This is a genomic window from Rhodobacter capsulatus (genome assembly GCF_005144475.1).
In the GTDB taxonomy this organism is placed as follows: Bacteria; Pseudomonadota; Alphaproteobacteria; order Rhodobacterales; family Rhodobacteraceae; genus Rhodobacter; species Rhodobacter capsulatus_C.
Map to the genome: position 1 here is coordinate 1 of NZ_SWJZ01000123.1, position 8,949 is coordinate 8,949.

The following is an 8,949-nucleotide window of genomic DNA, read 5'->3' on the forward strand; positions in this document are numbered from 1 at the left end:
CCCCCCCCCCCCCCCCCCCCCCCCCCCCCCCCCCCCCCCCCCCCCCCCCCCCCCCCCCCCCCCCCCCCCCCCCCCCCCGGGTCGCCACGCGCCAGCGTGGCGAAAACAAAAGGCGCCCCGCGGGGCGCCTTTTGAAAAAACCTCCGCGCGGCGCTCAGAGCTGCGCGGCAACATCCTCGGGGACGTCGAAGTTATGCGTCACCGTCTGCACGTCGTCGTCCTCTTCCAGCGCATCGATCAGCTTCATCAGCTTCTGCGCGGTTTCCAGATCGACCTCGGTCGTGGTCTGCGGCTTCCAGATCAGCTTCGATTCGGTCGATTCGCCCAAGGCTTTCTCCAGCGCCTCGGAGACTTCCGACAGCGCCTCGACCGAGCAATAGATCCAATGCCCCTCTTCGTCGCTCTCGACGTCATCGGCGCCAGCCTCCAGCGCCGCCATCATCACCGTGTCGGTATCGCCCACCGAGGCGGGATAGGAAATCTCGCCCACCCGGTCGAAGCCGTGGCTGACCGAGCCGGTCTGCCCCATGTTGCCGCCCGATTTGGTGAAATAGCTGCGCACGTTCGACGCCGTGCGGTTCAGGTTGTCGGTCATCGCCTCGACGATGATCGCGATGCCGTTCGGGCCATAGCCCTCGTAGCGGATTTCCGTGTAATCCGCCGCATCGCCCATCTGCGATTTCTTGATCGCGCGGTCGATCACGTCCTTCGGCATCGATTGCGCCTTGGCGGCCTTGACCGCCAGACGCAGACGCGGGTTCTTGTCGGGATCGGGGTCGCCCATCTTCGCGGCGACGGTGATTTCCTTCGCCAGCTTCGAGAACATCTTCGAGCGGATCGCATCCTGCTTGCCCTTGCGGTGCTGGATGTTCGCCCATTTGGAATGGCCTGCCATGCCCCTACTCCGTCGAATTGGTGTGCTGGCGGCCGCTATAGCCAAAGCCCGGCCTTACCGCAAGCCGCGCCAATGAAACCGGCCCGTCACACGGGCGCATCAGCCGGGCTGATGCCCGTAATTCACCGGCCGGTGCCGATCGCCGCCCTCGGGGGTCACCCAGTCGAAGACGCGCCCGTCGGACTGCCGGGTCAGCCGGACCTTTGCATAGGGCTCGATCAGCCCGTCGGCGGCCGGAACATGGATCTTGCGGCGGATCTCGACCGCATAGGTCATCGGCACGGCGCAGCCGGGCAGCGCCCCCGTCGGGGCGGCTGCGATATCGGCGCTGCAGCGGCTGCCATCGGTGAAATGCACCGTCAGCCGGTCCGCGAGCAGATCGATCCGCCCGGGGTTCGGCGTCGGCGCGGCAACCGGCGGGGTCAGCGCCGCACAGGCGGCCAGGAACAGGGGGGCGGCCAGCAGAAGCGGAGCGGTCAGGGACAGGCGCATGAAAACCTCAGGGAACGAGCGGCCAGACGATCGGGATCACCAGCACCGCGACGATGCCGGTCAGGATGTCGAGCGGGATGCCGAGCCGCAGGAAATCCGAGAATTTGTAACCGCCCGGCCCATAGACCATCATATGGGTCTGATAGCCGATCGGGGTGGCAAAGGCGACCGAGGCCGAGAACATCACGGCGACGGCAAAGGGGCGCGGATCCAGGCCAAGCGTATGCGCCAGCTGGATCGCGATCGGCGTGAAGATCACCGCCACGGCATTGTTCGACAGAAGCTCGGTCATTGCAAGGCCGAGGAAATAGACCGCCGCCAGCGCCGCGATCGGCGGCAGATCCTGCATCAGGGGCGCCACCGCATCGACGATGAGCGCCACCGCCCCCGAAGCGTCCAGCCCCTCGCCCACCACCAGCATGGCGAAGATCATCGCCAGAAGCCGGCCATCGACATAGGAAAACGCCTCGTCGGCGTCGATGCAGCGGGTCAGCAGGATCACCGCCACCGCCACCATCGCCAGCTCCATGATCGGCGCCACATCCAGCGCCGAAAGCCCGACCACGGCGAGCAGGGCCAGAACCGCGATCGGCATCTTGCCGCGCCGGAACGCCCGCGCCGTCGGGCGCGAGACATCGACCAGATCCATGTCCTGCGCCAGCCGGGCGATATCTTCCGGCGCGCCTTCCAGCAGCAGCGTATCGCCCACGACGACCACCAGATCATCAAGCTTGCGGCCGATGTTCTGGTTGCGCCGATGCGCCGCCAGCACATAGACGCCATAGCGCCGCCGCAACCGCAGATCGCCCAAAGACCGCCCGATCATCCGGCAGCCGGGCGAGATCAGCACCTCGACCGTCTCGGTGGCGACCGAGGACAGCTTGTCCACCACCCGCACATCCTTGTTGGCCTGCATGCCGAGCAATTCCGAAACCTCGGTGCGCAGCACCACCCGGTCGCCCGCTTCCAGCACCGCCGCCGTCAGATCGCGCCGCAAGCTGGCATCGCCGCGCAGCACGTCGATCACCCGAACGCCGGTGCGCTTGAAGATGTCGATCTCCAGCACGCCCTTGCCGATCAGGTTCGACCCCTCGGGGATCGCCACTTCGGTGAAATATTTCATCTTCGGGCGCCCGCCGCCCAGCGTCGCCGCCATCGAGACCCGATCGGGCACCAGACGGCGCGACAGCAGCGCCATGAAGATCGAGCCCGCCAGACAGATCGCCAGCCCCACCGGCGCGATCTCGAAGATCGAGAACGGCGCCATCCCCTCCTTGCGCACCACCCCGTCGACAAGGATGTTGGTCGAGGTGCCGATCAGCGTGATCATCCCCCCCATGATGGTGAAATAGGACAGCGGCATCAGCAGGCGCGAGGGCGGCACGTTCAGCTTGCGCGCCGCCTGCATGAAGATCGGGATCATCACCGCCACGACGGGCGTGTTGTTCATGAACGCCGAGGCGCCCATGACGATGAGGAACAGCAGCGCCGTGGTGGTGGTCGGGCGTTCGTCGATCTGGCTTTCGACGGCACGGGTGGCGCGGTCGAGCGCGCCGGTGCGGACCAGCGCCCCCATGATCAGGAACATGAAGGCGATGGTCCAGGGCGCCGAATTCGACAGCGCGCCCACCGCCTCCTTGTAGGGCACAAGGCCCAGCACCAGCATCAGCGCCGCGCCGCCGATGGCGACGACTTCGGGCGGATCCTTTTCGCGCACGAACAGAACGAACATGCCCAGCACGATGGCAATGGAAAGCCATGCCTGCGCCGCGGCGCTCAGTCCAAGGTCGATCATCTCAGGCCCCTCTGCTTCGCCGCGATACTAGCCACCCGGGCCATCCGGGCAAGCGTTCATCGCCGCGATCCGCGCCATCTTCGGGTGTCGGCGGGAGAATGCTGTTTTTGCGGACATCGGACGCGGGAAGGTCAGACCGGCAGCGCCTCGGGCAGCCGCCCGCCCAGCCGCACCGGGGCAATGCGCGTGGCCTTGCCCGAGCGGTCGTCGGTCTCGACATAGACCCCCGACAGCGTCACCGGCCCCTCGGCCGGGGTGAAGCGGTCGCGCGTCATTCCGGTCAGGAAACGGCGCATCGGCTCGGCCTTTTCCATGCCGATGATGCTGTCGTAATCGCCGCACATGCCCGCGTCGCTCAGATAGGCGGTGCCGCCCTTCAGGATCACCGCATCGGCCGTCGGCACATGGGTATGCGTGCCGACGACAAGGCTGGCGCGGCCGTCGCAATACTGCCCCATCGCCATCTTTTCGGACGTCGCCTCGCAATGCACGTCGACCACGATCGCCTGCGCCAGCCCGCCCAGCGGATGCGTGCGCAAGGCGGTGTCGATCGCCGAGAACGGATCGTCGAAGGGGCGCTTCATGAAGACCTGGCCCAGCACCTGCGCCACCAGCACCTTGCGACCGCGGCGGTCCTCGAACAGGCGCGCGCCCTTGCCGGGCGCCTCCTTCGCGTAATTCAGCGGCCGGATCACCCGCGGTTCGGTCTCGATGAAGCGCAGCATGTCCTTCTGATCGAAGGCATGATCGCCCAGCGTCACCACATCGGCCCCCGCGGCGAGCAGCAGTTTCGCATGCTCGCCGGTCAGTCCCATGCCGCCCGAGGCGTTTTCGCCGTTCACCACGACGAAATCGAGCCCCCAGTCCGCGCGCAGCTTCGGCAGCCGTTCGGCCACCCCGGCACGTCCCGCGCGCCCCATCACATCGCCAAGAAACAAGATCTTCATGGGCTTCCTTAGGCCGAAGCCCCGCCGAAAAGCAACCGTTGCCTTGCGCAAAATGCCATTTCCGCCGCGTTCCGGGACAGGTTCCGGGCCGGGACTCGGGGGGCGGACGGGGGGGGCGGAGGGGGGCCGCAAAGCGCCACGGCCCCATCGGGCGACCTAGGGAAAAATTTCAGCCTCGGCGGAAATCCGCCGCCCCGAAAGCCGCCAGATGGCGAGATTCCGCCCGTTTTCCGCGCCGGGTGCTCAGAGCGCTTTAACCCTGATGCGGTTCCCCGCTATGGGTGGCCCTCGACGAAGCGCAACACTCACATTTCGTTACAAGGTCCGATGAACATCACGCTGACATCCTCCGGGCGCCTTGCCCGGCTTCCCCTCGCTCTTGCCGTTCTGGCCGCGCTTTCGGCTTGCGGCGGCGGCGGCGGAACCGAACAGGCCACGCGGATGAGCTTCGCCTCGGCGCAGGAACGCCCTGAAGGCGTCGATCCGGCGCGGCGCGACAGCGCGGTGTCGCTGGCCCGGGAACTGCGGGCGCGCGGCGGCCGGGTCTGGTGCGTGCCCTTCGCGCGCAATGTCTCGGGGATCGATCTGCAGGGCAATGCGGGCACCTGGTGGTCGAAGGCCTCGGGCCGCTACGCCCGCAGCCACCGCCCCGAACCGGGCGCGGTGATGGCCTTTTCCCCCACCCGCAAGATGCCGATGGGCCATGTCGCGGTGGTGTCGGCGGTCGTCTCGCCGCGCGAGATCAAGATCGATCATGCGAACTGGCAGCGCAACCGGGTGTCGCTTGGCATGACCGTGCATGACGTGTCGAAGAACAACGACTGGAGCCAGGTCCGGGTGATGAGCCAGGAAAGCGCCGCGGGCCGGGTCTATCCGGTCTCGGGCTTCATCCTGAAAGACCGGGGCTGAAAGACCGGGGCTGAAGGACCGGCTGAGGCCCCGTCCCCGGAAGTTGCAAAGGGCGCCCCGCGGCGCCCTTTTTCGTCAGTCCTGAACCTTTTTCACGAATTGCGACTTCAGCCCGATCTGGCCGACGCCGGGCAGTTTGCAATCGATGTCGTGATCGCCCGGCACCAGCCGGATGCCGCGGACCTTGGTGCCGACCTTGACCACCTGCGAGCTGCCCTTGAGCTTGAGATCCTTGATCACCGTCACCGTGTCGCCATCGGAGAGCACATTGCCGACGGCATCGCGGATCACGCCAGGCGCGCCGGTCTCGGCGGCATCGCCGCCGGGGGCCCATTCATGGCCGCATTCGGGACAGGTGAAAAGCGCATCCACCTGATAGGTGAAGGTGCTGGCACATTCGGGGCACGGCGGCAGGGTGTCATCGGTCATGCCCCGCTTTAGCCCGCGCGGACGGACTTGACCAGAGCGCGCGACCTCAGCCCCGGCCGGGATCGCGGCGCAGATCGCGCGGCAGATCACGGCGCAGATCACGGGGCGGCGGAAAGATCGGCCCGGCCTCGGTCACGATCAGATCGAGCGGCTGATCGGTGGGCTCGGTCGGAACGGTGTCGATTTCCTGCGCCGCAAAGGCGAAGCCGATCGCCGTCACCGGCCCGGCGGCGCGCAGACGTTCCAGCGTGCGGTCGTAAAAACCGCCGCCATAGCCCAGCCGGTAGCCGCGCCGGTCAAAGGCGACCAGCGGCACGATCAGCACCCGCGGCGTGACCTCGGCGCCGGTTTCGGGGACAAAGGCGCCGAAGGGGCCGGGGATCAGCGGCGCATCCAGCGTCCAGGCGCGGAATGTCAGCGGCAGGCCCTCGCCCGCGATCACCGGCACGCCGACCGTGCCGCGATGCGCCGCCATCGCCGGGCGCGGATCGATCTCGGTGCGGATCGGCAGATACCCCGCCAAGGGCGCGCCCTCGAAGCGCATCAGCGCTGCCAGCAGATGGTCGCAGGCGTCGCCCTGCCCCGCGGCAAAGGCGGATTTGCGCGCCGCAAAGGCGGTCTTGCGGGCCTCGGCCTTGCGCGCCACCAGATCGGTCATACCAGAACCCAGGTCGCCAGGCCCAGAAAGGCGAAGAAGCCCATCACATCGGTCAACGTGGTGACGAAGGTGCCCGAGGCCAGCGCCGGGTCAAGCCCCATCCGTTCCAGCGTCAGCGGCACCATCACCCCGCCCAGCGCCGCGACCAGCTGATTGACGATCATCGCAAGGCCCAGCACCACGCCCAGCTCGACATGGCCAAAGATCAGCCCGCCCGCGACGCCCAGAAGCAGCGCCAGGCTCAGCCCGTTCACCAGCCCCGCACCGATCTCGCGCAAAACCACCCGGCGCGCGTTCGAGGCGGTCAGATCGCGCGTCGCCAGCGCCCGCACCGCGACGGCCAGCGATTGCGTCCCCGCGATCCCGCCGGTCGAGGCGACGATCGGCATCAGCGCGGCCAGCGCCACCAGCGCGGAGATCGTCGCCTGAAACTGCGAAATCACGATGGCCGAAAGCGAGGCCGTGAACAGGTTCGCGACAAGCCAGGGCAGACGCTGCCGCACGGTTTCCAGCACCGAATCGGAGATCGAGCTTTCCTCGCCCACCCCCGCCAGCCGCAGGATGTCTTCCTCGTGTTCCTCATCGAGCACGTTCATCGCGTCGTCGATGGTGATCACGCCGACCAGACGGCCGTCATCATCCACCACCGGCGCCGAAATCAGGTGATACTGGTTGAAGGCATAGGCGACGTCGCCCTCTTCCTGCCGCGCGGAAATGGTGCGGAAACTGTCCTCGGTGATCGCGCTCAGCGCGGTCTCGGGCTTTGACGACAGGATCTTGCCCAAGGTCACATAGCCCACCGGATGATGGGCGGGATCGACCAGAATCACGTGATAGAACTGGTCGGGCAGCCACTCCTCGCGTTGCAGAAAGCCGATCGCCTCGGCCACGGTCCAATGCAGGGGGGCCACGACGACCTCGCGCTGCATCAGACGGCCGGCGGAATTTTCCGGCCAGGTCAGCGATTGCTCGACCGCGGCGCGGTCGGTTTCATCCAGCGCCTCAAGGATGGCTTCCTGCTGGACCTCTTCCAGATCCTCGATCAGATCGACGACGTCGTCGGAATCAAGCTCGCGGACCGCCTCGGCCAGAACATCGGCCGGGATCTGCTCGATCACCTCCTCGCGGATCGACTCGTCGATCTCGGTCAGGATCTCGCCGTCCATCTCGCGGCCGTAAAGCCGCAGGATCTCGCGCCGCTCGGCGGTGGTGACCTGTTCCAGAAGGTCGGCGATATCGGCGCCATGCAGCGGTTCCAGCAGCTCCGCCAGAAGCACGGCATCGCTGGCCTCGGTCGCGGCAAGGACACGGTCGACCAGATCACCGGTCAGCGCGGGCAGGTCTTCGGCTTCGTGCTCTTCCGCCCGCTCTTGTGCCATGCCGCCCCCTGTTTTCGCCCGCTTATGATTTGCGCCACCTTATCGCAGCCGGCTGCGACAAAAAAGCCGTGATTGCCGAAGCCTGGTCGCGGCCCTAGCATGGGGACACACGGGAAAGGAAGGTGGCGCGTGGAGATTTTGCTGGGTCAGGTGCTGCGATACGCGGGCGATCCGATGGTCGAGGGGCCCGGGGCGGCCCGTCACGACCGGCACGGCGCGGTGGCGATCGAGGCGGGGCGGATCGTCGATACCGGCCCGGCCGCGGCGGTGCTGGCGCGCTTCCCGCAGGCGCATCGCACCGATCTGGGCGACAAGCTGATCTCGGCGGGCTTCATCGACGCGCATGTGCATTATCCGCAGACCGCGATCATCGCGAGCTGGGGCAAGCGGCTGATCGACTGGCTCAATACCTATACCTTTCCCGAGGAGATGCGCTTTGCCGATCCCGCCTATGCGGCCGAGATCGCCTCGCGCTATCTTGACCTTGCGCTGGCGCATGGCACGACCTCGATGTGTTCCTATGCGACGATCCATTCCTCGTCGGTCGATGCCTTCATGGGCGAGGCGGCGCGGCGCGGCATGCGGGCGCTCGCCGGGCGGACCTGCATGGACCGCGACACCGCGCCCGCCGGGCTGCGCGACACCGCGCAGGCGGCCTATGACGAAAGCAAGTCGCTTCTGACGCGCTGGCATGGCCGCGACCGGCTGGGCTATGTGATCACGCCGCGGTTCTCGCCCACTTCGACGCCCGATCAGCTGCTGGCCTTGGGAAGCCTCTGGGCCGAGCATCCCGAGTGCCTGATGCAGACGCATCTGAGCGAGCAGGTCGATGAGATCGCCTGGGTGAAAAGCCTTTACCCGGCGGCGCGGGATTATCTGGACACTTACGAAACCTTTGGCCTGCTGGGCGAAAACGGCGTTTACGGCCATGCGATCCATCTGGAGCCGCGCGAGATCGCCCGGCTGCGCGATGTCGGCGCGGGGCTGGCGCATTGCCCGACCTCGAACACGTTCATCGGCTCGGGGCTGTTTGACACGGCGGGGCTTTCGGCGGCGGGGCTGCGGATCGGGCTGGCCACCGACACCGGCGGCGGATCAAGTTTCTCGATGCTGCGCACGATGGCCGCGGCCTATGAGATCGGGCAGCTCAAGCGCGGCGCGCTGCATCCGGCGGTGCTGTGGTATCTGGCCACTGTCGGCGCGGCGCGGGTTTTGCGCATCGATCACGCGGTCGGCAATATCGCCGTGGGGATGGAGGCGGATCTGATCGCGGTCGATCTGGCCTCGACCCAAGCGATTGCCCAGCGCGCCGAGCGGGCGGGCGATTTCTGGGAGGCGCTTTTCCCGACGATCATGATGGGGGATGACCGCGCCATCGCCGGGGTCTGGGTGGCCGGGCGGCGGATGAAGTAGCGGGGGGGGGGGCCCCCCCCCCCCCGGTTTTT

The 8,949-nt window shown here is 67.3% G+C and carries 9 protein-coding genes; 2 read left to right on the forward strand and 7 right to left on the reverse strand.

What is annotated here, in order from left to right; translation table 11 throughout:
* Nucleotides 1-154: 154 nt before the first annotated feature.
* From FBT96_RS19340 to FBT96_RS19355, 4 genes are all read right to left on the reverse strand, one after another.
* Nucleotides 155-895 (reverse strand): YebC/PmpR family DNA-binding transcriptional regulator, encoded by a 741-nt coding sequence (locus tag FBT96_RS19340; RefSeq protein WP_136909556.1) that lies wholly within the window; start codon nucleotides 893-895, stop codon nucleotides 155-157.
* Between the two features lie 99 nt (nucleotides 896-994).
* On the reverse strand, nucleotides 995-1,387 hold the full coding sequence (locus FBT96_RS19345; protein WP_136909558.1) for a hypothetical protein: 393 nt from the start codon (nucleotides 1,385-1,387) through the stop codon (nucleotides 995-997).
* Nucleotides 1,388-1,394: 7 nt separating this feature from the next.
* Nucleotides 1,395-3,182, reverse strand: a complete 1,788-nt coding sequence (locus tag FBT96_RS19350) for an SLC13 family permease (protein WP_136909560.1) — start codon at nucleotides 3,180-3,182, stop codon at nucleotides 1,395-1,397.
* A 131-nt stretch (nucleotides 3,183-3,313) separates the two neighbouring features.
* Nucleotides 3,314-4,129 carry a TIGR00282 family metallophosphoesterase gene (locus FBT96_RS19355; RefSeq protein ID WP_055213401.1) on the reverse strand — a complete coding sequence of 272 codons (816 nt, stop codon included), beginning with the start codon at nucleotides 4,127-4,129 and terminating at the stop codon, nucleotides 3,314-3,316.
* Nucleotides 4,130-4,456: 327 nt separating this feature from the next.
* Here FBT96_RS19355 and FBT96_RS19360 point away from each other — a divergent pair, with 327 nt between their 5' ends.
* On the forward strand, nucleotides 4,457-5,038 hold the full coding sequence (locus FBT96_RS19360; RefSeq protein ID WP_249306576.1) for a CHAP domain-containing protein: 582 nt from the start codon (nucleotides 4,457-4,459) through the stop codon (nucleotides 5,036-5,038).
* Nucleotides 5,039-5,113: 75 nt separating this feature from the next.
* On the opposite strand, the gene FBT96_RS19365 is transcribed toward FBT96_RS19360, so the two are convergent.
* The 3 genes from FBT96_RS19365 to mgtE are packed head-to-tail and all read right to left on the reverse strand — an operon-like array spanning nucleotide 5,114 to nucleotide 7,504.
* Complete coding sequence (locus tag FBT96_RS19365; RefSeq protein ID WP_136909562.1) at nucleotides 5,114-5,467, reverse strand: zinc ribbon domain-containing protein YjdM; 354 nt, start codon at nucleotides 5,465-5,467, stop codon at nucleotides 5,114-5,116.
* A gap of 46 nt (nucleotides 5,468-5,513) precedes the next feature.
* Nucleotides 5,514-6,125: a 5-formyltetrahydrofolate cyclo-ligase gene (locus FBT96_RS19370; RefSeq protein WP_249306578.1), complete on the reverse strand. Its 612-nt coding sequence runs from the start codon at nucleotides 6,123-6,125 to the stop codon at nucleotides 5,514-5,516.
* Complete coding sequence (mgtE, locus tag FBT96_RS19375; RefSeq protein WP_136909564.1) at nucleotides 6,122-7,504, reverse strand: magnesium transporter; 1,383 nt, start codon at nucleotides 7,502-7,504, stop codon at nucleotides 6,122-6,124. The genes FBT96_RS19370 and mgtE overlap by 4 nt, the downstream gene beginning before the upstream one ends.
* Before the next feature lie 99 nt (nucleotides 7,505-7,603).
* Here mgtE and guaD point away from each other — a divergent pair, with 99 nt between their 5' ends.
* Nucleotides 7,604-8,917 (forward strand): guanine deaminase, encoded by a 1,314-nt coding sequence (gene guaD / locus FBT96_RS19380; RefSeq protein ID WP_136909566.1) that lies wholly within the window; start codon nucleotides 7,604-7,606, stop codon nucleotides 8,915-8,917.
* The last annotated feature ends 32 nt before the right edge of the window (nucleotides 8,918-8,949 follow it).